General features: G+C 45.3%; 20 protein-coding genes and 2 pseudogenes. 16 read left to right on the top strand and 6 right to left on the bottom strand.

Translation table 11 applies throughout. The features are described from left to right. Positions 1–210: 210 nt before the first annotated feature. Positions 211–2,271, bottom strand: a complete 2,061-nt coding sequence (gene metG / locus KJB05_RS05995) for a methionine--tRNA ligase (protein WP_208444857.1) — start codon at positions 2,269–2,271, stop codon at positions 211–213. 157 nt (positions 2,272–2,428) lie between these two features. Here metG and apbC point away from each other — a divergent pair, with 157 nt between their 5' ends. The 3 genes from apbC (at position 2,429) to KJB05_RS06010 (ending at position 6,605) form a co-directional block, all read left to right on the top strand. Then, positions 2,429–3,505: an iron-sulfur cluster carrier protein ApbC gene (gene apbC, locus KJB05_RS06000; protein ID WP_208444858.1), complete on the top strand. Its 1,077-nt coding sequence runs from the start codon at positions 2,429–2,431 to the stop codon at positions 3,503–3,505. A gap of 181 nt (positions 3,506–3,686) precedes the next feature. Continuing rightward, positions 3,687–4,328 (top strand): uridine kinase, encoded by a 642-nt coding sequence (udk, locus tag KJB05_RS06005; protein WP_005439612.1) that lies wholly within the window; start codon positions 3,687–3,689, stop codon positions 4,326–4,328. A 189-nt stretch (positions 4,329–4,517) separates the two neighbouring features. Next, entirely contained in the window at positions 4,518–6,605 is a 2,088-nt protein-coding gene (locus KJB05_RS06010; RefSeq protein WP_208444859.1) for an AsmA family protein, read from the top strand. A gap of 75 nt (positions 6,606–6,680) precedes the next feature. Here the strand turns inward: KJB05_RS06010 and cobO are convergent, their stop codons facing one another. Beyond that, positions 6,681–7,286 carry a cob(I)yrinic acid a,c-diamide adenosyltransferase gene (cobO, locus tag KJB05_RS06015; protein ID WP_039987832.1) on the bottom strand — a complete coding sequence of 202 codons (606 nt, stop codon included), beginning with the start codon at positions 7,284–7,286 and terminating at the stop codon, positions 6,681–6,683. A 117-nt stretch (positions 7,287–7,403) separates the two neighbouring features. Between cobO and KJB05_RS06020 the strand changes: the two genes are divergently transcribed. Next, the gene (locus KJB05_RS06020) at positions 7,404–7,853 is read left to right on the top strand and encodes a low molecular weight protein-tyrosine-phosphatase (protein ID WP_208444860.1); all 450 of its coding nucleotides are present in this window, start codon (positions 7,404–7,406) and stop codon (positions 7,851–7,853) included. An 80-nt stretch (positions 7,854–7,933) separates the two neighbouring features. On the opposite strand, the gene KJB05_RS06025 is transcribed toward KJB05_RS06020, so the two are convergent. From KJB05_RS06025 to rne, 3 genes are all read right to left on the bottom strand, one after another. Next, positions 7,934–9,493 (bottom strand): SulP family inorganic anion transporter, encoded by a 1,560-nt coding sequence (locus KJB05_RS06025; protein WP_005439600.1) that lies wholly within the window; start codon positions 9,491–9,493, stop codon positions 7,934–7,936. Positions 9,494–9,794: 301 nt separating this feature from the next. Next, on the bottom strand, positions 9,795–11,174 hold the full coding sequence (locus KJB05_RS06030; protein WP_213053078.1) for an IS4 family transposase: 1,380 nt from the start codon (positions 11,172–11,174) through the stop codon (positions 9,795–9,797). A gap of 158 nt (positions 11,175–11,332) precedes the next feature. Further along, a complete protein-coding gene (rne, locus tag KJB05_RS06035) occupies positions 11,333–14,407 on the bottom strand; it encodes a ribonuclease E (RefSeq protein WP_208446253.1) in 3,075 nt (1,024 codons plus the stop codon). Positions 14,408–15,044: 637 nt separating this feature from the next. Between rne and rluC the strand changes: the two genes are divergently transcribed. Then, on the top strand, positions 15,045–15,989 hold the full coding sequence (gene rluC / locus KJB05_RS06040) for a 23S rRNA pseudouridine(955/2504/2580) synthase RluC (RefSeq protein ID WP_208446254.1): 945 nt from the start codon (positions 15,045–15,047) through the stop codon (positions 15,987–15,989). 376 nt (positions 15,990–16,365) lie between these two features. Here the strand turns inward: rluC and KJB05_RS06045 are convergent, their stop codons facing one another. Beyond that, positions 16,366–16,947, bottom strand: a complete 582-nt coding sequence (locus KJB05_RS06045) for a nucleoside triphosphate pyrophosphatase (protein WP_208446255.1) — start codon at positions 16,945–16,947, stop codon at positions 16,366–16,368. 149 nt (positions 16,948–17,096) lie between these two features. Between KJB05_RS06045 and yceD the strand changes: the two genes are divergently transcribed. From yceD to tmk, 11 genes and pseudogenes are all read left to right on the top strand, one after another. Next, positions 17,097–17,621: a 23S rRNA accumulation protein YceD gene (gene yceD, locus KJB05_RS06050; protein WP_005439592.1), complete on the top strand. Its 525-nt coding sequence runs from the start codon at positions 17,097–17,099 to the stop codon at positions 17,619–17,621. Positions 17,622–17,680: 59 nt separating this feature from the next. Then, a complete protein-coding gene (gene rpmF, locus KJB05_RS06055) occupies positions 17,681–17,851 on the top strand; it encodes a 50S ribosomal protein L32 (protein ID WP_005396978.1) in 171 nt (56 codons plus the stop codon). Positions 17,852–17,861: 10 nt separating this feature from the next. After that, positions 17,862–18,886 (top strand): annotated as a pseudogene (gene plsX / locus KJB05_RS06060) (phosphate acyltransferase PlsX). Between the two features lie 5 nt (positions 18,887–18,891). Beyond that, on the top strand, positions 18,892–19,842 hold the full coding sequence (locus tag KJB05_RS06065) for a beta-ketoacyl-ACP synthase III (RefSeq protein ID WP_009707029.1): 951 nt from the start codon (positions 18,892–18,894) through the stop codon (positions 19,840–19,842). A gap of 75 nt (positions 19,843–19,917) precedes the next feature. Next, positions 19,918–20,841: an ACP S-malonyltransferase gene (gene fabD, locus KJB05_RS06070; RefSeq protein ID WP_208446256.1), complete on the top strand. Its 924-nt coding sequence runs from the start codon at positions 19,918–19,920 to the stop codon at positions 20,839–20,841. 34 nt (positions 20,842–20,875) lie between these two features. Further along, positions 20,876–21,609: pseudogene (gene fabG / locus KJB05_RS06075) on the top strand (3-oxoacyl-ACP reductase FabG). 245 nt (positions 21,610–21,854) lie between these two features. Further along, entirely contained in the window at positions 21,855–22,088 is a 234-nt protein-coding gene (gene acpP, locus KJB05_RS06080) for an acyl carrier protein (RefSeq protein WP_004406112.1), read from the top strand. A gap of 93 nt (positions 22,089–22,181) precedes the next feature. Continuing rightward, positions 22,182–23,429 carry a beta-ketoacyl-ACP synthase II gene (gene fabF / locus KJB05_RS06085; protein ID WP_009707027.1) on the top strand — a complete coding sequence of 416 codons (1,248 nt, stop codon included), beginning with the start codon at positions 22,182–22,184 and terminating at the stop codon, positions 23,427–23,429. 107 nt (positions 23,430–23,536) lie between these two features. Then, entirely contained in the window at positions 23,537–24,352 is an 816-nt protein-coding gene (gene pabC / locus KJB05_RS06090) for an aminodeoxychorismate lyase (RefSeq protein ID WP_208446257.1), read from the top strand. After that, complete coding sequence (gene mltG, locus KJB05_RS06095) at positions 24,349–25,365, top strand: endolytic transglycosylase MltG (protein ID WP_208446258.1); 1,017 nt, start codon at positions 24,349–24,351, stop codon at positions 25,363–25,365. Before pabC ends, mltG begins: the two co-directional genes overlap by 4 nt. Beyond that, the gene (tmk, locus tag KJB05_RS06100) at positions 25,362–25,994 is read left to right on the top strand and encodes a dTMP kinase (RefSeq protein ID WP_208446259.1); all 633 of its coding nucleotides are present in this window, start codon (positions 25,362–25,364) and stop codon (positions 25,992–25,994) included. Before mltG ends, tmk begins: the two co-directional genes overlap by 4 nt. Positions 25,995–26,000: the final 6 nt, after the last annotated feature.

Genomic DNA, 26,000 nt, shown 5'->3' on the forward strand with positions numbered 1-26,000 from the left:
CCAACTCCTTGTTAGTGCTTTTGACCTAGCAACGATGAAGGAGCAGTTTTGATGCCAATAATTAAAGTAAATTAAAACAATGGCTTATATTTATAACGAAAAAGAAGCTGTACGAATTTGGTGCGTGATCTCCCCAAAAGTGTGAATTTGGTCAAAAAAATCCCCGCCGAATCGGGCAGGGATTTTTTAATTTCGTCGCGAAGTAAAGAATTACATTACACGCATACCTGGTTGAGCACCTTCGTGTGGCTCAAGAATCCATAGCTCGCTACCACCAGGGCCAGCGGCTAGGATCATGCCTTCAGACATACCAAACTTCATCTTACGAGGTTTTAGGTTCGCTACCATAACAGTTAGCTTGCCTTCTAGCTCTTCAGGTTTGTACGCTGACTTGATGCCAGAGAACACCTGACGAGTTTCACCGCCGATGTCTAGTTGGAACTTAAGCAGTTTGTTTGCTTTTGGCACTTCTTCACATGAGATGATGCGAGCAATGCGCATATCAACCGCTGCGAAAGCATCGAACTCAATCTCTTCAGCGATTGGATCTTTATCTAGCTCAGTTTGGCTAGCTTTGTTCTTTTCTGCTTCCGCTTTCTCTTTTGCTGCCATTTCTGCCGCAGCGTCTTCTTTCGATGCTTCGATCATCGCTTCGATGTTCTTAGGATCGATACGGTTGAACAGTGCTTTGAACTTAGTGATCTCGTGACCAGTCAGTGGTGCAGCAATGCCTTCCCAAGTTAGCTCTTCGTTTAGGAATGCTTCAGTACGCGCTGCTAGTGCAGGCATAACTGGTTTCAGGTAAGTCATTAGAACGCGGAACAGGTTAATACCTACAGAACAAATTTCTTGTAGTTCTTGATCTTTACCTTCTTCTTTTGCAACAACCCAAGGTGCTTTTTCGTCAACGTATTGGTTTGCTTTGTCTGCTAGTGCTGTGATTTCACGGATCGCACGGCCAAACTCACGAGTCTCGTAAAGCTCTGCGATACGGTCTGCTGCTGCAACGAATTCGTTGTATAGCTCAGGCTCTGCAAAGTTTTCAGCAAGCTTGCCTTCAAAACGTTTAGAGATGAAGCCAGCGTTACGAGAAGCTAGGTTAACAATCTTGTTTACTACGTCAGCGTTAACACGTTGAGTGAAGTCTTCAAGGTTAAGGTCTAGGTCGTCGATACGGCTGTTTAGTTTTGCCGCGTAGTAGTAACGCAGACACTCTGGGTCTAGGTGGTTTAGGTAAGTGCTTGCTTTAACAAACGTACCTTTAGACTTAGACATCTTCGCACCGTTTACCGTTACGTAGCCGTGTACGAATACGTTGTTTGGCTTACGGAAACCGCTGCCTTCAAGCATTGCTGGCCAGAATAGAGAGTGGAAGTAAACGATGTCTTTACCGATGAAGTGGTAAAGCTCAGTTGTGCTGTCTTTCTTCCAGTATTCGTCGAAATCTAGACCTTCAGTCTTGTCACATAGGTTCTTGAAAGAAGCCATGTAACCAACCGGTGCGTCTAGCCATACGTAGAAGAATTTGTTCTTCTCGCCTGGGATTTCGAAGCCGAAGTAAGGTGCATCGCGTGAGATATCCCACTGTTGCAAACCTGATTCGAACCACTCTTGCATCTTGTTAGCGGTTTCAGATTGTAGAGAACCTGAACGAGTCCACTCTTTTAGCATGCTTTCGAACTGAGGTAGGTCGAAGAAGAAGTGCTCAGAGTCTTTCATTACTGGAGTTGCGCCAGATACTGCTGATTTCGGGTTAATCAGTTCAGTTGGGCTGTACGTCTCACCACAGTTATCACAGTTGTCGCCGTATTGATCTTCCGACTTACACTTAGGACAAGTACCTTTTACGAAGCGATCCGGTAGGAACATTTCTTTCTCAGGGTCGAACAGTTGAGAAATCGTGCGGCTAGAGATAAAACCGTTTTTCTTCAGCTCAAGGTAGATGTGAGAAGCCAGTTCACGGTTCTCTTCTGAGTGTGTGCTGTGGTAGTTATCAAAGCTAATATCAAAGCCAGCGAAGTCTTTTTGATGCTCTTCGCTCACTGCAGCGATCATCTCTTCTGGCGTAATACCCATCTGTTGTGCTTTTAGCATGATTGGCGTGCCGTGAGCATCGTCAGCACAGATGAAGTTTACAGTGTTGCCACGTAGGCGTTGGTAGCGAACCCAGATGTCAGCTTGAATGTGCTCAAGCATGTGACCTAGGTGAATCGAACCATTAGCGTACGGAAGGGCACAAGTTACCAGCAGTTTTCTTGGATCGTTTGCCATACTTAATAATCGCTTTTTGATAGGTATAAAAAATAGAGACTAATACTACCCCATGAGTTCCCTAACGCCAAGGCATCAAACCATGGATTGCCTTAGTTTTTTTGGGGTTCTGAATCTCGCCGCTGGGTGCTACGATTAGATGTATAAAGGAGGCCTCATGCATCAGTTCACTTCAAAACAAGATTTTTGTCATTGGCTTAACCAGTTTCAACATCCACAGTTGGTGGAAAACTGGGCAGATATTAATGGTATGGTTACGATCCCCGCACGAGGTGGCATTCAAATTACCTTACCGTTTGCGAGCAACGAACTCCAAGTGGCGTTGAGCAGTTGGATTAAAGGGCAGCAATCATCGGGTGATGTTCCAGCGTTTGATTTTCAAATCGAACTGAATGTCAAAGCGCTTGAGACGCAAGTTACCAATGCCGTCAAAGGCGTGAAAAATATTATCGCAGTTAGCTCAGCAAAGGGAGGTGTGGGTAAATCGACAACCGCGGTTAACCTTGCTTTAGCTATTGCACAGTCGGGTGCAAAAGTTGGCTTGTTAGATGCTGACATCTATGGCCCATCGGTTCCTATGATGTTAGGTCAAGAAGACGCAAAGCCTGAAGTTCGTGACGCCAAATGGATGGAGCCAATTTTTGCTCATGGCATCTATACTCATTCTATCGGTTACTTGGTGGATAAAGCGGAAGCGGCTATTTGGCGTGGCCCTATGGCTTCCAAAGCGCTATCACAACTGCTAACCGAAACGGATTGGCCGGAGCTTGATTATCTGGTTATCGATATGCCGCCGGGTACGGGTGACATTCAGCTAACGTTGTCACAGCAGATTCCAGTAACAGGTACTGTCCTTGTTACCACACCACAAGATCTTGCGTTAGCAGATGCACGTAAAGGTGCGGCTATGTTCCAGAAAGTCAACGTGCCAGTTGTCGGCGTCGTTGAGAACATGAGCTACCACATTTGTAGTCAGTGTGGAGCGGTTGAGCATATTTTCGGTACTGGTGGTGCAGAGAAAATGTCACAAGAATTTGGCTTGGCACTGCTTGGGCAAATTCCGCTTCATATCTCTATGCGAGAAGATATCGATGCCGGTATCCCAACAGTGGCGAGACGCCCTGATAGTGAGCATGCGGGCTACTACAAACAGCTTGCTGACCGAGTTTGTGGCACCATGTATTGGCAAGGTAAAGCCAAACCGGATGCAATCAGTTTTACTATGGTGAACTGAGTTTAATATCAGCGCTGGTTGAATATTACACATTTAAACGTTTGCTCGGAGGTTAATCCTCTGAGCTGACAGAAACTTATAACGAAACCCTAATTCCAGCTAGTCACGAGGGGGTGAACTCCCTATAATCAGGCAGTTTATCTTTTTATGTGACTAGAAAATCATCATCGGGTGCAAATTAATGTCTGATAATAATCAATGCGTCATCGTAGGTATTGCTGGCGCTTCTGCTTCGGGAAAAAGTCTGATCGCGAGCACAATTTACAATGAGCTTCGCGAGAAAGTGGGCGATCATCAAATTGGTGTCATCACGGAAGATTGCTACTACAACGACCAAAGCAACCTAAGCATGGAAGAGCGTGTAAAGACTAACTACGATCACCCGAGCGCGTTGGACCACGACCTACTCTGTGAACACCTAGAGAAATTGGTGCGTGGAGAAGCTGTAGAAGTTCCAGAATACAGCTACACAGAGCACACTCGTACAAGCAACACCACTCCAATGACCCCTAAAAAGGTAATCATTCTTGAAGGTATCTTGCTGTTAACCGACCCTCGTCTACGTGACCTAATGCACGCGACAGTATTTATGGATACACCACTTGATATCTGTCTACTGCGTCGTGTTAAGCGTGACGTCGAAGAACGTGGTCGTACTATGGAGTCTGTTCTTAAGCAATACCAACAGACTGTTCGTCCGATGTTTATGCAGTTTATCGAACCTTCTAAGCAATACGCGGATATCATCGTTCCTCGCGGTGGTAAAAACCGTATCGCAATCGACGTTCTTAAAGCGCACATTGCAAAACTTCTGAAAGCTTAAGCCTTTAGACGGCTATATCGCTTTATTTTTGTATGAAGAAGTGGCACCTTAGGTGCCACTTCTTTTTTTGTTTTTAAATTAGTCAGTTGCAACGGAAAACCGGACATTTTTCACGCTTTTGTGGAACTGTCGGCGATAAAACAAGTCTGCGCTTATAATTGTAAAAACACTCGAGCAAGGAAAAAGCGAATGAAGAAACTGCTCTTAATCATTGCCATCCCAATTGTGGCGATCTTGGCTGTTATTTTAGGGTTAGTGATTTTTGTCAATCCAAACCAGTTTAAACCACTTATTGTGGAGCAAGCGCAAAAGCAAACCGGTTTGGAATTAGTCATTGAAGGGGATATTAGTTGGCAGTTTTTCCCATCGATTGGCTTCGAATTGGGTCGTACTGAGCTAAGAAACCCACAAGGTTTTAGCCAGCCAAATCTATTTAAAGTTGAAACGGTCGGTGTTGATGTCTCAGTTACCCCGCTATTAAGCAAACAGCTAGAAATTGGTAACGTCACCCTTGATGGTGCAGAGTTCTATCTTGAAACACTTAAAGATGGCACCAAGAACATTGATGCATTAACCAAAGCACAAACTCAACAAGTTGAACAAACGACGGATGCAGCATCAGAGCAAGCCGCAGACTCACAAAGCTCTGCTTCTGACTGGACGATCAATCTTGCCGGTGTCAGCATCTCAAATGGTTATGTTGAAATCCAAGATAAGCAAGCCGGAAGCTACACCAAGCTTTCTGATATCTCACTAAACCTTTCTCAGTTTGCTTTCGATAACTGGACAACCGCAGACTTTAGCGTGAAAGGTGAGATGAATGAGCAAACCTTCACCGCGCAAGGTAAAGCTGATTTCAAATTGGCAAAAGGTCTTGCAAGCTACGCTTTGAAAAACATCAACTTTGATGCGACCTATTCAGATGCGACAAACAAGATTGAATCAGCAACGATTGGTTTGGATACGTTTGAATTCGATAAAGTCAACAACCTAAGCTATGCATTGAAAGGCGAAGCTGGTGGTATGAAGCTGGATATGCAGGGTGGCGGTGAATTAACTGTCGATAAAGCCATCAGCAAAGTGCAGTTGAACAAGTTGACGCTCAACTCAACTTTTGAGGGGGATGCACTACCGCAATCACCAATGAAAGTGGATATGGCTTCGGATCTTTCGTTCGACCTAACTAAGAGCCACCTGAGCTTTGTGTTGGAGAAGCTGACGGCGAACGCCATCGCACTAGATGGTAAAGCGGATGTCACTCTGGGTGATATTCCGAAAGTACGTTTTGCAGTGCATAGTCCTAATATCGATTTGGATGAATTCCTTGGCTTGAACAAACAAGCTTCTGCGGATGATAAACCAGCATCAGGTGGTAGCAAAGCACCAGCAGGGCCAGAAGTTGAACCAGACTTATCGGCACTAAAAACGCTTGATGTGAAAGGTGATATTACGATTGATAAGTTCAAAGCAGCGAACGCGAAGATGGAAGCGGTAAAAGCAAGCTTCTCTGTTAATCGTGGTGTATTTGATCTTACTTCATTCAGCTCTAAGTTGTACCAAGGCACGATCACCGCAACAGCCAAACTGGATGCGCGTAAATCGCCAGCCACTTACTCTGCGAAGAAATCTATCAAAGGCGTGCAAGTCCAACCGTTACTTGTTGATGTAGCAAATAACGACATGCTAGAGGGCACAGGTAACATTGATGTGAACGTCAGTGGTAAGAGCCTAACGCCAACAGGCATCAAGAAAAATCTAACAGGCACGGTTGTGATTAACTTTGCGGATGGCGCTGTTAATGGCATTAACGTCGCTCAGCTTATCCGTGAAAACTACGCGCGATTCAAAGGCCAGAGCGTAGATGGCACTGATGAAGTCAAGAAAACGGACTTCAGCGCGATGACAGCGACCTTGAAGTTGAACAAAGGTGTGGTTTCTACCGATAACATAAAAGCGCAGTCTCCACTTCTTCGCATTCGTGGTAAAGGTCAAGCTAACTACCTAAACGAAACGGTCGACTTTACCATCAGCACCTCGATTGTAGGTTCACTGGAAGGTCAGGGCGGTAAGAATATCGATGAGCTTAAAGACATCACTATTCCTATCAACGTTTCTGGCAAATGGGCTGAGCCTAAATTTAAGTTGGTCTTTGATGATGTGTTGAAGCAAAAAGCACAGAAAGAAATTGATCGTGGCGTAGAGAAGCTAACGGACAAGATCAAAGATGAGAAGACCAAAGAGGCCGTTGATGGTCTATTGAAAGGCTTGTTTAATTAACAGCGGTCTAAATCCAAAAGAGAAAGGGTTGGCAATGCGCCAGCCCTTTTTATTACTTATTACACGATGAATAGATTACCAATCCACACCTTTTAACGCTTTTACGCCGGATTCAAAAGCGTGTTTGACGTTCTTTACTTCCGATACGGTATCGGCCATTTCAATCAGAGTGCGGTGTGCTCCGCGGCCAGTGATCACGACAGACTGCATTTTAGGGCGGTTGTTTAGGGCTTCTACGACCTCATCCAACTCGATGTAACCATAACTCACCATGTACGTCAGTTCATCAAACAAGACGACATCAATTGATTCATCGCCAAGCATGCGTTTACATTCCTGCCAAACCAGTTGTGCGGCTTCAGTATCTGCGCTTTTGTTTTGCGTTTCCCAAGTAAAGCCTGTTGCCATCACTTGAAACTCAACGCCCAGTTTTTCGAGCAGGTTACGCTCACCGTTATCCCATGTGCCTTTGATAAATTGAGCAACGGAACACTTCAACCCATGACCAACTGCGCGAGCAATCGTGCCAAAACCTGAAGTCGATTTGCCTTTACCATTGCCAGTAATGATCAGCAGTAGGCCCTTTTCTTCTTGGGCGGCCGCGATTTTTGCGTCTACCTGTTCTTTTACTTTTTGTTGGCGAGCCTTATGGCGTGCTTCTTTGTTTTCTTCGATAGACATAGTACTTCCTCAATTCCGTTGTGTGCTTTGCCCGTGCTAACTTGGGTTCATCGAATTATCTCGCTATGATAGACCAACATATCGTGAAGAAAAACCATCGATAATTCAGGGAATAAAATGAAGAAACTACTCGTTGTTTGTATGGGAAATATTTGTCGTTCGCCAACTGGTGAAGCGGTATTAAGAGCAAAAGCTAAAGAGTTGGGTATTTCACTGGAAGTGGACTCGGCAGGAACGATTGGTTACCACGCCGGAAATCCGCCTGATGCACGCTCTATGCAAGCAGGAAAGCAGCGAGGTTATTCGTTCAAAGGGATGCGTTCTCGTAAGGTAACAATAGGGGACTTCGATGAATTTGATATGGTGTTAGCGGCAGATAAAGCGAATCTTGCCGATCTATTGGATATTTGCCCGGTAGAGCATCGTCATAAAGTGTCGTTATTTTTAAGTCATGGTGATTCTGACTATGACGAGATCCCTGACCCATACTATGGCGGCGATGCAGGTTTTGAATTAGTTCTGGATTTGATTGAAGACGCGTCGGAAACGATTTTAAAGAAGCTATAATCAAATAGTTTGGATAGGGCGAAGAGCCCGAAAGCTGGATAGTAAAAGGGATGAGTCATGCTCATCCCTTTTTAGTTTTATTAGCCTGCAAGTATGTCAGTCGCAACCTTGTAGCTTGGGTCTTCTTTCACGTTGATTTCAACCAAGCTGCCTGCTTTGTCGAGTAGCTTACGACAGTCTGGGCTCAAGTGACGTAGGTGAAGCGTTTTACCTAGTGCAGCGTAGCGTTCAGCCAGTGTTTCGATCGCTTCGATTGCAGAGTGGTCTGTTACGCGAGAGTCCGCGAAATCGACGATAATGTCTTTTGGATCGTCGTGTGCGTTGAACAACTCTAAGAAGTTAGCCGCAGAACCAAAGAAGATAGGACCGTGGATCTTGTACTCTTTTGAGCCTTCTTCATTTAGGCGTGTATCAGCGTAGATGTGTTTAGCGTGTTGCCATGCGAACATAAGTGCAGAGGCAATAACACCAACCGCTACAGCAACTGCTAGGTCAGTCAGAACAGTCACTACCGTTACTAGAACGATTACGAAGAAGTCTTGTTTAGGTACACGACGTGCAAGTTTGAATGTTGCCCATTCGAACGTACCGATAACCACCATGAACATCACACCAACAAGCGCAGCAAGTGGAATCATCTCAATCAGAGAAGATGCAAACAGGATGAACATCAATAGTGCAATAGCTGCAACGATACCTGATAGACGGCCACGACCACCTGAGTTTACGTTGATCATTGACTGACCAATCATCGCACAACCACCCATTGCACCAAACACTGAACATGTCATGTTTGCCATACCTTGACCGATACACTCACGGTTTGATTGACCACGAGTGTTGGTCATTTCATCTAGTACCGTTAGCGTCAGTAGAGACTCAATCAGACCGATAGCAGCAAGAATGATTGCGTACGGCAAAATGATCTGCAGTGTTTCGAGAGTGAAAGGAACTGCTGGGATTGAGAAGGTCGGAAGAGAACCCGCCAAAGTCGCTGCTTCGTCACCAGACATAGTACGTAGGAAATCGACTACCGTACGTGTTTCTAGGTCTAAACCAACCACTAGAGCCGTTACTGTTACGATCGCAACAAGTGAAGAAGGCACAGCTGTGGTGATTTTTGGTAAGAAGTGAATGATACCCATTGTTAGCGCCACTAGGCCAAGCATTAGTAGCATTTGGTCTTGTGGTAGCCAAGTCAGCATGCCGTTGATGTCTGGCGCTTTAAACTGACCTAACTGAGCTAGGAAGATAACGATAGCCAGACCGTTTACAAAACCGATCATTACTGGATGAGGTACGATTCGAATGAATTTACCCAGCTTGAATAGACCCGCTGCGACCTGAAGAATACCAGCTAACATGATAGCCGCGAATAGGTACTGAACGCCGTGAGTCGCAACTAGCGACACCATTACAACAGCCATAGCGCCCGTTGCACCAGAAATCATACCTGGACGGCCACCGAAGATAGAGGTGATAAGACCGACGATAAAGGCTGCGTACAGACCAACCATAGGGTCTACACCAGCAACGAATGCAAATGCTACAGCTTCAGGAACCAGTGCTAGTGCAACCGTAAGACCTGATAGCACATCGTTTTTTACGGAGTGCTTAGAAAATTGAGGAAATTCGAACATGTTTTGTATTGAGTTCTCTTGGCGATGAATTTCTCCCGACACATATTCGTATTTGCACGAGCGCTGAAGGGCAAAGTGTCTTTACTTTTATCAGCACAAACAGTAGTAAAAAAAGAGCAGCAGCAGAATGGTGTCGAAAACTTAAGTCGGCGAATGCTACCGAAAAGTGTGATTAAGTTCAACAATGAAGGGGATATTGACGCACAAATGTGATCAGTCGTTGATATTAATATGAACAATTATAGTTAACACTCACAGCAACAAAAAAGGCTGCCAATTGGCCTGTCTCTTGATCACAAGTCTAGTGATCAAGAGACATTGCGAGCTCGTAGCCTTCAAGGATGGTTTGCAGTTTAAACCATCCTTCCCATAGTGCCTTTATTGAAGCTCTGCCCGTCCTCTTGGTATCTTTCCAACCGCCTAATTTAGCAAGATTTCTGTACGCCCAGCTCATATCGGGTACTTCTTTAGGTAATGTCTTGCTTTCTAGTTTCAACCACAGCAGCTTCCAAGCTTTTGTGCCCAAGGCCTTTTCACAACTTTCTGTTGATAGCTCATCAACTTCTTTAATGAAACGTAACGCCAATAAACGAGTCGCAACAAAGGCATAGATGACACTTAACCTCTCTAAGTTACCTTTACTTTGGAGTCTTAGTGACTCCACATCCGTACCTTCACTTTTCCAGACTTTATGGAAGTCTTCAATCAGCCATCGACGCTCGTAATAACCGATAATTCTCATGGCGTCTTCAACGTTGTTTATTGGCTCCGACGTCAAGAGGTGCCATGCTAACTTGTCTTTTGATGCCCCTTGCTCAAGGCAACCAACATAATAAACAGGTATGCCTGCGTGCTCTTTTTTGTTTGCCGGAGCCTTTAATGTCACCTGACCATATTTAACGTCAAGCTTTACATCTCTCGCTTTTCTCCCTCCTTTTTGGGGGATGGTAAGCTCCTTTGTCTCGACACTTGGTAACGCTTGCGCATAGTCGTAAAGCTTTTGAGCGTGTTCTTCTAGACAACGACTTTGCATTGAGCGAACGACAAAGCGCTGCTGATGTTGACGTTTATAAGTTAAGTATTCGAATAGGTCTGCTTCTCGGTCACAGACCGAGATAACATCTAACATCTTATCCCCTAGGCGCTCAACGACACGGCGAGAAGCTTGCTCCCATTTGTAACTCTCTTTCTCCTCGTAAGGACGAGTCGCGTGTTGGTGCTTTTGCCCACGCTTAGTAATATCTCGGCTCCATCGTTGTTGCTCTATAAGACCAACAATGGTCTGACTTTGTGGTGCAAAAAGTAACGTCGAATGTACATGGAGAGCTCGAATTCTGTCGCCTTGATTCGTGTGCCCGAGTTCATCTTTTATACTTCGATGAGGAAAACAGAGCGTTGTTGTATCTTCAAGCGCGAGTAATTCCTCATGCTCGTTAGCTCGAGATACCGTTGATTGAAAACCTGCTTCAGCGATGTCTTTTGCATCGATGTTTTCATTGCGGATAAAGCGATATGCCCCTTCCATATCGGCGGGAGAAAAAGGAAGTTTAGCCACGGAGACTCCTGGTTGATTAGCAATGGAAGTCGCTAAACTGATGAGGCGTTGTGTTCTTCGAGGATCTTTAAGTTGTGCTTGTCCAAATTGTTCTTGCGCCCAAAGTTTAGCGTCTGAGTGTGTCATCTTAGTGTTTCAGTAAGGATTCTTAAGTGATCAGATCGCACACACTTGAAAGAGTTCAAAAAAAAATCCCTAAGCTACAAGCTTAGGGATTTGTGTATAAGAGACAGCCAAACGGAGCCTTTCGTTTCACTCTCGCGTTCGCGAGGCCAAATTCTAGCTTAGCTAAAGTTTGGTTTTGTCATCTGTGCTGATGCACGGTTTGTTGCAACTTGACTACCTGCGCCTTTTGGAGCGTAGCGGTCTGCTTTAAACGGTGCTGCTGAAACCGTGATTTCACGAAGCTCTTGAGGACCTGGTGCTTTAGTCATCGGAGCGCTAGCACGTGGCTTAGCTGCTACTTTGATAGCTGGTGTAGCGATTGGTGCTTCTACTGCAACTTGCTCTACAGTGTCTTCTACCACTTCAACCACTGACTCTTGAGCTGCTTCTGTAACTTCAACGACAGGTGCTTCAACCGGTTCAATGATTGGCTCTACTGGCGCTGCTTCTACTGCTGCAGGTTCCGCTTTTTGTGCAACGACTGTTTCAACCACTGGTGCTTCTACAACAGGCGTTTCTACCGCTGGAGCTTCAACTTTCGCTTCTACAGGCTGCTGAACTTTTGGTTCAACCACTGGCGCTTCAACTACTGCAGGTTGCTCGCGGCGAATGATTACTTTGCCCATTGCCATTTCTGGACAAGCAAAGCCACCTTGCATTGCAGGTACAGATGTCGCTGTTACTGCTACTTCTTCCTTCACTCGCTCTTCCTTTTTAGGCGCTGGTTTTGGAATGTAGCGTGGCATCACTTTACCCATAGCCATCTCAGGAGAGGCTACACCACCTTTACGCAGGCGGAATGGGTTAGGGCGACGATCGCGACCACGACGACGACGTTGACCACTTGCACGCAGGTGACGTGGTGAACGACGGTTGCGACGTTGTTTCGATTCAGCTTTGTCTTGTTGCGCTTCTGCTGCCGCCTCTACTGGCTTCTCAACAGGTGCTTCAACCGCTTCAATTGCTTGTACTGGTGTTTCCTGTTCAGCTTGCTCAGCCGCTTGCTGGTCTTTCACACGTACAGATTTGTTTAGTTTGCGACGTTGACGACGCTCTTTCACTTTCTCTGCTTTTGCGTTTGGCTTCGCTTTGCTTTCTTCAGGCTTCGCTTCTGAACCGGTGCGTGCTTCAGCAGCAAGCTGCAGGCCTTTTTCCGCTACCTTAGCATTTGCTTTTGGCTCTTGTGCTTTTTCAGCTTGCTGAGCTTTTGGCTTACGCTTCTGGTTACGGTTTTGCTGCTTGTTAGGTTGCTGCTGCGCTTCGTTTTGCTCAGTCGCTTGCTCTTCACGTGGCTTACGACGACGCTTGTTGTCGCGGTTGTCACGACCTTCGCGATTATCGCGTTGGTTGTTGTTACGACGACGGTCGTTGCGGTCACGTTTGTTGCGTTTGTTATCGCGGCTTGGTTTCTTCTCTTCTTCTTTCTTAGGCTCTTCTTTTACTTCTTCAGAACCACCGAATAGGAAACTACCAATCGCTTTAAATAGACGACTAAATAGACCAGGCTTTTCTTCTTGAACCACTTCTTTCTTCTTCGCTGCCGGAGCAGGCTTAGAAGTCGCGCTAGGAGCTGGCGCAGTTTGAGCTGGTGCAGCGAAACCTTTTAGAACTGGTTCTTCAATACGTTTAGGTTTGATGTCAGCTTCTGCAGGCTCTTTGCCTTCTGCTTCTTTCATTGCTTCCAGTTTCTTAGGAAGTAGGTAAGAAAGCAGATCGAACTCTTCACCTTCACGTACGCGAATCACTTCGAAGTGTGGTGTTTCCATATCAGAGTTAGGAACAACCGTGATCTTCACTTCTTGGATGCGTTCAATGTGGTTCACTGAGCGACGTTTTTCGTTCAGAAGGTAAGATGCAATCGGAACAGGTACAACGGCAAGAACTTGCGCCGTGTTGTCCTTAAGTGCTTCTTCTTCAATTAAACGAAGAACAGACAGAGCTAGAGATTCATTATCACGAACAACACCTGTACCACTACAACGAGGACAGATATGGTGGCTTGCTTCTGCTAGAGAAGGGCTCAAACGCTGGCGTGACATTTCTAGAAGACCAAAGCGAGAAATGCGACCGATCTGAACGCGAGCACGGTCTAAACGAACGGCTTCACGTAGACGGTTTTCTACTTCACGTTGGTGACGAACTGGCGTCATATCGATAAAGTCGATAACAACCAAACCACCAAGGTCACGTAGACGCAATTGACGAGCGATTTCGTCTGCTGCTTCTAGGTTAGTGTTCAGTGCTGTTTCTTCGATATCGCCGCCTTTTGTTGCGCGAGCAGAGTTGATATCGATAGAAGTCAGAGCTTCTGTTGGGTCGATTACGATAGAACCGCCTGATGGTAGGCGCACTTCACGTTGGAAAGCAGATTCAATTTGGCTTTCGATTTGGTAGTGGCTAAATAGCGGTACTTCGCCTTCGTATTTTTTAACGCGGCTGATGAAATCTGGGCGTACCAATTGAATGTGCTCTCGTGCACGCTCATAGATGGTGTTGCTGTCGATTAGGATTTCACCGATATCACGACGTAGGTAGTCACGGATCGCACGAACGATTACGTTACTTTCTTGGTGGATTAGGAAAGGAGCAGGATTAGAATCTGCCGCGCCCTTAATCGCACCCCAGTGGTTAAGTAGTACGTTCAAGTCCCACTCAAGTTCTTCTGCACTCTTACCTACGCCAGCAGTACGTACGATTAGACCCATACCTTGCGGCAGTTCTAGCGTGCTTAAAGCGGCTTTTAGTTGAGTGCGCTCATCACCTTCGATACGACGAGAAATACCGCCGGCACGAGGGTTATTAGGCATAAGAACAAGATAGCTACCCGCAAGAGAGATGAAAGTAGTAAGAGCTGCGCCCTTGCTACCACGTTCTTCTTTTTCCACTTGTACGATTACTTCTTGACCTTCAGTCAGCACTTCTTTAATGCTTGGGCGACCTTGGTAAGTGTAACCTTCTGGGAAGTATTCGCGGGCAATTTCTTTAAGAGGGAGGAAACCGTGACGCTCAGCACCGTAATCAACAAATGCGGCTTCTAAGCTTGGTTCGATACGTGTGATACGTCCTTTGTAGATATTCGCTTTTTTAGATTCATGACCTGGACTCTCGATATCAAGATCGAAAAGTCGCTGGCCATCAACCAGAGCGACACGCAACTCTTCTTTTTGAGTTGCGTTAATTAACATTCTTTTCATTGAAAATTTCTCGTTGTCTTTTCTTTATATTTCTTTGCAACTTGTCACTTTTGTTTCGCTCTTTCACGGTGCCTGATCCCATGGCTTATATTTTGCAGCCTCCCGGCTGGAAGGGGATGCTCTAGGGCACTTCAGTCATCACAAATTCTTTTGGGTTTCGTTGGAAACGGAAACTTGTGACCCGCTATATCGGGCGGTAGATACTCAACGTGAATATGCGAGGAGTAGAGTGACAAGTGTGTTGAACTCAATGTGTCTTACGCCAATGCTGCACCTGACATTCAACAACCTACTCACATTGCTTGGGGATAAATGATTGGTAATGAACAAAATGTAACCAAACCTTCCTTAGCAGCTGTGAACTATAGCAGCGCAGGTTGATATCAGCAATCTGCTTTAGCGCAAACGATGGAAAATTTGGCGCTAAATTCAAATTTTGTAATTTATAACTGGCTGTTTCATAAGCACTTGAGTCTCGCAAACTGAGAAAGACGAGAAACAAATAGAGAAGTTGATAAAGACTTTTAATAATCTAAACAAAAGCTTGGCGTGTTTTGGAACTATTTATGACAACAAGTGTTTCTTTTGCAGCAAGAATAATGTGAAGTCGTACAGATTTGAGTTTACAATAGCGCCCATGAGCGAAATAAGAACACAAGTCCAGTTCGTTGATATCGACGAAGATATGGCGGGTCAACGCATTGATAATTTCTTGCGTAACCAATTAAAAGACATCCCAAAGAGCATGATTTACCGAATCGTGCGCAAGGGGGAAGTACGCGTAAACAAAAAGCGCATTAAGGCAGAGTACAAACTAAAAGCAGGCGATCTTGTCCGTATTCCTCCGGTTACGGTAGAAAAGAAAGAGGACGACGTCGCGCCGAGCACGAAGCTAAACAAAGTGGCAGAGTTGGAAGACAAGATCATTTTTGAAGATGATCATCTATTGATTCTCAACAAGCCATCTGGCACAGCAGTGCACGGCGGCAGTGGTTTAAAGTTTGGTGCGATTGAAGCACTTCGAGCATTACGACCACAAGCTCGCTTTCTTGAGCTCGTTCACCGCATCGACCGTGATACATCCGGCATCTTGCTGGTTGCGAAGAAGCGTTCTGCGTTGCGTCATTTACAAGCACAGTTCCGTGAAAAGACAGTGAAGAAGTTCTACTTCGCGCTTGTCATGGGTGAGTGGAAAAACAGCTGCAAAGTCGTTAATGCGCCACTGCTTAAAAACGAAGTGAACAGCATTGTACGAGTGAATCCAAACGGCAAACCGTCTGAGACGCGTTTTAAAGTATTGGAGAAATTCGAACAAGCAACGTTAATTCAAGCAAGTCCAATTACTGGACGTACTCACCAGATTCGTGTGCACTCTCAATACACGGGGCATCCGATTGCATGGGATGACCGTTATGGCGATCGCCGTTTTGATGCGTACACAGGTCAGGTTGGTTTGAACCGTTTGTTCCTACATGCAGCGAACATCAAGTTCCAGCACCCATCGAATGATGAGTGGATGGAAATCAACGCGCCGATGGAAGCTAAGCTTGAAAAAGTGTTGGTAGGTCTACGTAAGAAGTAGAGGCGAGGGCGTCTACATCTTTGGGAGCGCAAAAAGTTATGTAAAAGCCGATGTTAAGACATCGGCTTTTTTGATCGTAGAAAGCTTTTTAGAGAGTGGCGGCAGCTTTGTCTGATGAGTTATGAGAACTTTGTGCTCAGCAGTACCGTTGAAAGAGATCCCCAACTCGCTCGTTCCTCACTCTTGAGGATGACGTGCAGTGAATTCTGAATTTAAGTGGGTTATGACTTACTTTTTGATGGATGAGCTTAAACGACGTCATTCCCGAAAGCGACGAAGGAGCGTTGTCGGGAATCTCTGGTTGAGATGCAAAGTCACTAGCTTGATGTTACTGCTTACACCGTCCATATCAGCCCTTTGGAGTCTTCTGTATTCCCTACAAAACCTCTAACCCTTGTTTTTGCAGCATGTCGATCAAATCAATAAGTGGCAGGCCGACTAACGTATTCGGATCTTTGCCGACTAACTTCTTAAACAGGCAAATTCCCATCCCTTCGCTTTTAAAGCTACCAGCACAGTAAAAAGGCTCTTCTCTGTCGACATAACGTTCGATTTGTTCACGCGTCAAATCTCTAAAGTGCACTTCAAAAGTATCGAAGCCGACTTCGGTATGATTAGTTACTGTGTTGTGGACAGCTAGTCCGGTATAAAAAGTGATGGTTTTACTGCTTTGAGCCAATAATTGTTTGATGGCGTTTTCTCGGTTTAACGGTTTACCTACGATATTGCCGTCAATGACACACACTTGGTCACTGCCAATGACCAAACTGTCATGGGTTGTGTCACAAGAAGTGGCTTTACCAATAGCAAGCCTTTGTACCAGTTCTAAAGGTGTTTCGTTAGCTAAAGGGGTCTCATCGCAGTTGGGTGACAAGCAAGTAAAAGACACTGCTAGTTTTTCAAGCAGTTGTTTACGAAAAGGGGAGGTTGAGGCTAAAACCAGTTGGTAATTTTTCATTTTGAATTACAATTCGCACAAGCATTTCCAATAGGATAATCGATCAAAATCGATTCTGGCTAATGCTCTCTATATTAAGCGTAAAAAAGTACAACTTTTTTGCCTTTTTCTTTGACTAATTTTGATTTGGAAGATAATATTCGCGCCCTATGCAAAAGGTAAAAATACCGCGAACGGTTGATCCGGCGAAGTCCGCACAGAAACGATTAGATTACGATGGCATCATCCAAGCTAGTCTTTTCAAGCGCTTAGCGGAAACAACTGAAGGCGTAAAACGCGACGCAGAAGTCTCATTGTCATTTGATATTGATGAACAGCGACTTGTTGTTATCTCTGGTAAAGCTAACATCGAAGTCGATTTAGAGTGTCAGCGTTGTAATGAGGTATTCACACATCCGTGTGAAGTTGAATTCCTTTACACTCCTTACTACGGTGAGAAGACAGAAGAGGAAGCACCAGAAATTTATGATTTGGTAGATCTAAATGAGTACGGTGAATTAGACCTTATACAACTAGTTGAAGACGAGTTCATCTTAACATTACCTCAAATCGCAATGCACGATGAAGCGGATTGTAGCGTTGATTCAAATAACATGGTTTTTGGTGAGATTCCTGAAGAAATTGAGGAAGAAAAACCGAATCCATTCGACGTTTTGAAAAATCTGAAAAAGTAACTGGTGTGGTAGCCGCTTCTTCTTTAGGTTTTTAACCCAATAGTATAGGAGTAGGGTCAATGGCCGTACAGAAAAACCGTAAAACTCGTTCTAAGCGCGGTATGCGTCGTTCACACGATGCGCTAACTACAGCTGCACTATCTGTAGACGCGACTTCTGGTGAAACTCACCTACGCCACAACGTAACTGCTGAAGGTTACTACCGTGGTCAAAAGGTTATCAACAAGTAAGGTTGAACCTTTGCAAAGTATTACCGTTGCACTTGATGCAATGGGCGGGGATTTCGGTCCACGCGTAACAGTGCCTGCCGCCGTGCAGGCACTGTCTCATTCCCAGAGCTAAAAGTGATTCTTATAGGTGATCAACCTCTGATCACGTCTCAATTATCTCAACTAGGTGCCTCTACCAGTTCTCGTTTAAGCATTCTTCATAGCGAGAAAGTAATTTCTAACTCAGAAAAACCGTCTTTAGCATTACGTAATAGCCAAAATAGCTCCATGCGTATGGCCATTGATCTGGTCTCTGATAACGAAGCCGATGCGTGTGTGAGCGGTGGTAACACCGGAGCCTTAATGGCGCTCTCACGATTCATTCTTAAACTGCTTCCTGGTATTGAGCGTCCTGCTTTAGTTTCCGCATTACCTACCATTAGTGGCAAACGTACTTGGATGTTAGATCTTGGTGCGAATGTATCTTGCGATGCAGACAGCTTATTTCAATTTGCAGTGATGGGCAGTGCGTTAGCCGAGGAACACCTCGGTCATCCACCTCGAGTGGCGGTGCTGAATATTGGTGCTGAAGAAATTAAAGGAAACGATTTAGTCAAACGCTGTGCAGAAATGCTTTCTCAAACCGACGCAATTAATTTTGTGGGTTATATTGAAGGTAATCAAATTTTGCATGACGTTGCCGATGTCATTGTTTGTGATGGCTTTGTCGGTAACGTATGCTTAAAAGCCAGCGAGGGAACAGCGCAACTCTTTATCGAAAAACTAAAAACCAGCATGATGGCATCAACGATAAAGGGATGGATTGCTAGAAAACTGTTTTCTCGGCTATTTAATGAACTAAAAACACTGAACCCCGACCAGTATAACGGCGCAAGTTTGCTAGGATTGCGCGGCATTGTCATAAAAAGCCATGGAAGTGCGGATGTATCTGCGATTGTCAATGCACTTGGCGAGGCAGTACACGAGGTCAAACGACAAGTACCAAGCCGTATTAGCGATCGTTTGGAAGCGGTTTTACTCGAGAGGCATTATTAGTCTTCATGTATAGCAAAATTTTAGGTACTGGCAGCTACCTGCCATCTCAGGTGCGTACTAACGCAGACCTAGAGAAAATGGTAGATACAAGTGACGAGTGGATCGTAGCTCGTACTGGTATTAAAGAGCGTCGAATTGCAGCAGAAGATGAAACTGTTGCGGACATGGCATTCTACGCAGCTGAAAACGCTATCGATATGGCCGGCATTGATAAAAATGATATCGACCTAATTATCGTTGCTACTACTAGCAGTAGCCATACTTTCCCTTCATCTGCGTGTCAGGTGCAAGGAAAGCTTGGCATTAAAGGTTGTCCTGCATTCGACTTAGCCGCTGCTTGTTCAGGCTTTGTATACGCATTATCTGTTGCTGACCAACACATCAAATCTGGCATGTGCAAAAACGTGCTTGTGATTGGTGCAGACGCATTGTCGAAAACATGTGACCCAACGGATCGCTCAACCATCATCTTGTTTGGTGATGCTGCGGGTGCCGTTGTTCTTGGTGCAAGCGAAGAGCCTGGCATTATTTCTACGCACATATATTCAGACGGCCAGTTTGGTGATCTATTGAGCCTTCCTGTTCCTGAACGTGGTAAAGATGCAAATAAATGGCTTCATATGGCCGGTAACGAGGTATTCAAAGTAGCCGTTACTCAGCTATCAAGGCTGGTTAAAGACACGCTTGAAGCGAACGATATGCACAAGTCTGAACTAGACTGGTTGGTTCCGCACCAAGCGAACTACCGCATTATTTCAGCGACAGCGAAAAAGCTTTCGATGTCACTAGACCAAGTCGTGATCACACTTGATAAACACGGCAACACATCAGCAGCAACCGTGCCAACAGCACTGGATGAGGCGGTACGTGATGGTCGTATTAAACGTGGTCAAACTCTACTTCTTGAAGCGTTTGGCGGCGGATTCACTTGGGGTTCTGCCCTGGTGAAATTCTAAGTTTCACAAGATTCAAAATTTAAGATGCGCTACGGTGCATCTTATTTCTTTTTACTTTGCTTAAAGGAAAACAACATGAGCAAGTTTGCTATCGTATTTCCAGGTCAAGGTTCACAAGCTGTAGGTATGCTTGCTGATCTAGGCGAACAATATGACGTAGTAAAACAAACATTTGCAGAAGCATCTGACGCACTAGGTTACGACCTATGGGCGCTTGTTCAAAATGGACCTGCAGAAGATCTAAACCAAACTTTCCGTACTCAACCGGCTTTGCTAGCGTCATCTGTTGCTATCTGGCGTGTATGGCAAGAGCTTGGTCGTGAGCAACCAGCAAACCTAGCGGGTCACAGCTTAGGTGAGTACTCAGCGCTTGTGTGTGCTGGCGTGATTGACTTTAAAGAAGCAATCAAACTGGTTGAGCTACGTGGTCAACTGATGCAAGAAGCGGTACCTGCGGGTACTGGTGCAATGTACGCGATCATCGGTCTAGATGACGAAGCAATTGCAAAAGCTTGTGAAGAAGCAGCACAAGGTGAAGTCGTTTCTCCAGTAAACTTCAACTCACCTGGTCAAGTTGTTATCGCAGGTAGTAAAGACGCGGTAGAACGTGCTGGTGCACTATGTAAAGAAGCAGGTGCTAAGCGTGCACTTCCTCTTCCTGTGTCAGTACCTTCACACTGCGCACTAATGAAGCCAGCAGCAGAGAAACTAGCCGTTGCGCTAGAGTCTATCGAATTCAATACACCACAACTTCCTGTTATCAACAACGTTGATGTGGCGGCTGAAACTGATCCGGCAAAAATCAAAGACGCACTTGTTCGTCAACTTCATAGCCCAGTTCGTTGGACTGAGAGCGTGCAGTTAATGAGCGAACAAGGCGTAGAAAATCTTCTTGAGCTTGGCCCTGGCAAAGTACTGACAGGTCTGACTAAACGTATCGTGAAAACACTAAGCGCAGCAGCAGTTAACGACGTAGCGTCGCTAGAAGCCGCTAAGTAATCTGTTCACGATAAGAAAAGGAAAACACAACATGATGAATCTAGAAGGTAAGATCGCTCTAGTGACAGGCGCGAGCCGTGGCATTGGTCGTGCGATTGCTGAACTTCTTGTTGAGCGCGGTGCAACGGTAATCGGTACTGCAACTTCAGAAGGTGGCGCAGCGGCTATCAGCGAATACCTAGGTGAAAACGGTAAAGGTCTAGCACTTAACGTAACTGACGTTGAGTCTATCGAAGCAACCCTAAAAACCATCAACGATGAGTTTGGCGCAATCGATATTCTAGTAAACAACGCTGGTATCACACGCGATAACCTACTAATGCGTATGAAAGATGACGAGTGGAACGACATCATCAACACAAACCTAACGCCAATCTACCGCATGTCTAAAGCGGTTCTACGCGGCATGATGAAAAAACGCGCTGGTCGCATCATCAACGTTGGTTCTGTTGTTGGTACAATGGGTAACGCTGGTCAAACTAACTACGCAGCAGCGAAAGCAGGCGTTATCGGTTTCACTAAATCGATGGCTCGTGAAGTGGCTTCTCGTGGCGTAACAGTAAACACAGTCGCACCTGGTTTCATCGAAACTGACATGACTAAGGCGCTAATGATGACCAACGTGCAGCAACGTTGTCGAACGTGCCAGCAGGTCGTCTAGGTGACCCACGTGAAATTGCATCAGCAGTTGTATTCCTAGCTTCACCTGAAGCGGCTTACATTACTGGTGAAACTTTGCATGTAAATGGTGGCATGTACATGGTTTAATGCACAGTTCGTGCAAAATAAGCTGTTTTACTTTGTGAAAAATAGCCTATAGTTGCTGTTAACTGTCATTAAGTTGTCATGCTCATGCGCAAGATTTGTGCATGATTTAAGTCAAAAATGTATTGAAATTCGGTTAAATTCGCTAATTTTGTGGTTTGACCAGCAAGGCCCCCCTTGCAACTTTCAATAGTTCGAATAAACTACGGAATCATCGCATTAGGCGAAATCTGTAAAGGAAAAGAAAAATGAGCAACATCGAAGAACGCGTAAAGAAAATCATTGTTGAACAGCTAGGTGTAGACGAAGCAGAAGTTAAAAACGAAGCTTCATTCGTTGACGATCTAGGTGCTGATTCTCTAGACACTGTAGAGCTAGTAATGGCTCTAGAAGAGGAATTCGACACTGAGATTCCTGACGAAGAAGCTGAGAAAATCACTACTGTTCAAGCTGCAATCGACTACGTAAACAGCGCTCAGTAATTATCTCTCCCAGGCGGTCTCCTAGACCGCCTGTGTTCTTTCTAACTTCTTCTATCCTCTCATAGAAACATTCAATTCCCGGAGAATTATATCGTGTCCAAGCGTCGTGTAGTTGTCACAGGCATGGGTATGTTGTCACCGGTAGGCAACACAGTAGAATCATCTTGGAAAGCCCTGCTAGAAGGTCAAAGCGGTATCGTGAACATCGAACATTTCGATGCAACGAACTTCTCGACTCGTTTTGCTGGTCTTGTGAAAGATTTTGATTGCACAGAGTACATGTCTAAGAAAGATGCTCGTAAAATGGATTTATTCATCCAGTACGGCATTGCAGCGGGTATCCAAGCACTGGATGACTCTGGCTTAGAAATTACCGAAGAAAACGCAGCTCGAGTTGGTGTGGCAATCGGCTCAGGCATCGGCGGTCTAGACCTAATCGAAACAGGCCATACAGCGCTTGTTGAAAAAGGTCCTCGCAAAGTTAGCCCATTTTTTGTTCCTTCGACCATCGTAAACATGGTTGCAGGTAACCTATCTATCATGCGCGGTCTTCGTGGTCCAAACATCGCGATCTCTACGGCATGTACTACAGGTCTACACAACATCGGCCACGCAGCGCGTATGATTGCATACGGTGATGCTGAGGCGATGGTTGCTGGTGGTTCAGAGAAAGCATCTACACCACTGGGTATGGCTGGTTTCGGTGCAGCAAAAGCACTTTCAACTCGTAACGATGAGCCTCAAAAAGCTTCTCGTCCATGGGATAAGGGCCGTGATGGCTTTGTTCTTGGTGACGGTGCGGGCATGATGGTTCTTGAAGAGTACGAGCACGCAAAAGCACGTGGCGCTAAGATCTACGCAGAGCTAGTTGGCTTTGGTATGTCTGGTGACGCTTACCACATGACTTCTCCAAGTGAAGATGGTTCAGGTGGCGCTCTAGCAATGGAAGCGGCAATGCGTGACGCAAACATCACTGGTACTCAAGTTGGTTACGTGAACGCTCACGGTACATCGACACCAGCTGGTGATGTGGCTGAGATCAAGGGCGTTAAACGTGCTCTTGGTGAAGAAGGCTCTAAGCAAGTATTAGTATCTTCAACTAAATCTATGACTGGTCACCTTCTAGGTGCTGCTGGCTCAGTTGAAGCGATCATCACAGTTCTTTCTTTGGTAGACCAAATCGTTCCACCAACGATCAACCTAGATGATCCAGAAGAAGGTCTAGATATCGATCTTGTTCCGCATACAGCGCGCAAAGTTGATATGGAATACGCAATCTGTAACTCGTTCGGCTTCGGCGGTACAAACGGTTCGCTTGTATTCAAAAAATTCGCTGAGTAAAAATCTCTAACACTGTTTTAGAGAAGCGATACTTGTATTCTGACGGCTCGATGCTTAGCATTGAGCCGTTTTGTTTTATATGTCGATCGGAAAGTAAAGGTATCTGAATGTTCTGGGTCAATGGATTGCCACAAACACACATTTCGCTTGGCGACCGCTCGTTTCAATATGGCGATGGCTGTTTCACCACTATTAAAACTAAAAAGGGTGAATTAGAGCACTGGCAAGCGCATGTTGAGCGAATGGAAGCGTGCCTAAAAACATTACACATCCCTTTCCCCAATTGGAGCCAGGTGTTCGATTGGGTAATGAAAGCGGTCTTGAATGACGAGCTTGCCGGAATCAAAATTCATATTAGTCGCGGCACTGGAGGGCGAGGGTATAGTCCTAGCGGTATTGAAGGGCCAGTCGTGACTATTTCGAATTTTGCATTTCCTTCTCATTACTCTTCATGGCAAGAAAATGGCGTGCCGTTAGGGGTTTGCGAAACCCGCCTTGGCATTCAACCCCTTCTGGCTGGTCATAAGCATAACAACCGAATCGAACAGGTTCTCGCAAAAGCGGAAATTGAAGGCACGGAATTTACCGATGCTGTGACGTTAAATGTGCAAAATCATGTCATTGAAACTACAATGGCAAACCTTTTTTGGGTTAAAGATAAAAAGGTATACACACCCGATTTGAGTTTGTCTGGTGTGGCTGGCGTAATGCGCCGTAAGGTATTGGAATTTCTCCAAACCAATGGCTACCCAGTGCAGGTAGCAACATTCGAACTCTCTGATTTGCTTAATGCAGACGAGGTGTGGATGTGTAATTCACTATTGGGTGTGGCGCCGGTCAGCGGTATTTCGACACCAGATAACAAGATTGACTTTCCAATTGGAAAATTGACTCGACGACTTCAAGGGAATCTAAATTCGTGATTAAAAAACTGTTTGCTTTTGTTGTAATGATTGCCGTTATTGGTGCAGCAGGTGTTTTTTACGTTGTTTCACAGACTAAGCAATATGTTAACTCGCCAATTCTTATAGAGCAGCCTCAGCTGTTTACCGTAGAAAATGGCACCAGCTTTCACCGAGTGATGCGTGATCTTGTAAAAGACGACATCATAGAAGCTTCTGATTACATTCGTTTAATGCCCCACCTTTACCCAGAGCTTCTTCAGGTGCGAGCAGGCACTTACCAACTTGAACCAAAAGTTTCGCTTTATCAAACGTTAGAACAGCTCAATACCGGCAAAGAGCATCAATTTGCGATTACTTTTGTCGAAGGCAGCCGTTTCTCTGAGTGGGTTGAACAGCTAAGGGCTGCACCTCATGTAAAACATGACTTAACTGGTTTGTCTGAAAAAGAAATGGCAGAAAAGCTAGGTATTGAGCGTGAGAAGCTTGAAGGTTTATTCCTTGCGGAGACTTACCATTACACTGCTGGCGCAAGTGAAAGTCAGATCTTAGAGCGTGCACACAGCAAGCTAAACAAGATTCTTGATGAACAATGGGAAGCGCGTCAGGAGAAGTTACCACTGAAAGATAAATACGAAGCGCTGATCTTGGCTTCTATTATTGAGAAAGAGACGGCAATTGATGCCGAGCGCGAACGTGTTGCGTCGGTATTTGTTAACCGCCTTAATAAACGTATGCGTTTGCAAACCGACCCAACCGTTATCTACGGGATGGGGGATGCGTACGATGGCAATATCCGTAAGAAAGATTTGCGTACACCGACGCCATACAACACATACACCATTAATGGGTTGCCACCAACGCCAATTGCCATGGCCGGTGAAGCATCGATTGAGGCTGCTCTCAACCCAGAAAACAGTAATTACCTATATTTTGTAGCAAGTGGAAAGGGCGGACATGTGTTTTCGAAATCCCTTGCTGAGCACAACCGTGCTGTACGTGCCTATTTAAGAGAACTAAGAAAGAACAAATGATGAAAGCAAACTTTATTGTCGTTGAGGGCCTAGAGGGCGCAGGTAAAAGCACAGCGATTAAAACCGTTTTAGATACGCTGAGAGCGGCAGGTATCCAAGATATCGTTAATACTCGTGAACCAGGCGGCACGCCGCTAGCAGAGAAAATGCGTGCATTAGTAAAAGAAGAGCACGAAGGCGAAGATCTAAAAGACATGACTGAATTGCTTTTGCTTTATGCAGCACGAGTTCAGTTAGTTGAGAACGTGATTAAGCCAGCGCTAGCAAACGATCAATGGGTAGTCGGTGATCGTCATGATTTGTCTTCTCAAGCTTACCAAGGCGGTGGCCGCCAAATCGACGCATCACTGATGAAGAACCTGCGCGATACAACTCTAGGTGAGTTTAAGCCTGCATTCACATTGTACATGGATATCGATCCTCGAGTTGGACTTGAACGTGCTCGTGGACGTGGCGAACTAGATCGTATTGAAAAAATGGACATCAGCTTCTTTGAACGTACGCGTGAGCGTTACTTAGCGTTGGCTAATGCCGATGATTCCATCGTGGTGATCAACGCTGAGCAGTCGATTGAAGAGGTTGCACAAGACATCAAAGCTGCGCTAAACGAATGGCTAGCGTCACTGTAAGCAGAA

Source organism: Vibrio sp. B1ASS3 (assembly GCF_905175355.1).
Taxonomy (GTDB): domain Bacteria; phylum Pseudomonadota; class Gammaproteobacteria; order Enterobacterales; family Vibrionaceae; genus Vibrio; species Vibrio owensii.